This window comes from Bacillus sp. NTK034 (assembly GCF_017303275.1).
Lineage (GTDB): Bacteria > Bacillota > Bacilli > Bacillales > Cytobacillaceae > Cytobacillus.
Genome location: NZ_JAFKOJ010000047.1, coordinates 1 through 343, shown reverse-complemented (window position 1 = coordinate 343; position 343 = coordinate 1). Strand labels below are relative to the sequence as shown.

1 protein-coding gene is annotated in these 343 nt (G+C 38.2%); it reads left to right on the top strand.

Features of this window, described 5'->3' with window-relative positions:
- Window positions 1-343, top strand: a 343-nt coding sequence (locus JI665_RS28330) for an IS110 family transposase (protein WP_206846298.1), incomplete at both ends; no start/stop codon positions are given.

Genomic DNA, 343 nt, shown 5'->3' with positions numbered 1-343 from the left:
GATTACATAAACTTGAGGCTGCCATAGTTGGTATGGAACCTACCGGTCATTATTGGATTAACCTTTCTAAATGGCTGATGAAACAAGATATTGAGGTAGTGACAGTTAACCCTTATTTAGTGAAAAGAAATAAAGAAAACCGTGATAATACCCAATCAAAGAGTGATAAAAAAGACGCTCTTGTAATAGCAGATATGGTGAAGAACGGTTACTATGCCTTTGTAAGGGATACTTCTGAGTCGTTTGAAAAGCTCAGGGTACTTATGTCGAATCGGGATGTCATTGTTAAGAGGCTTGTAAGCTCGATTAATCAATTGAATCGCTGGGTGGATATTGTCTTCCC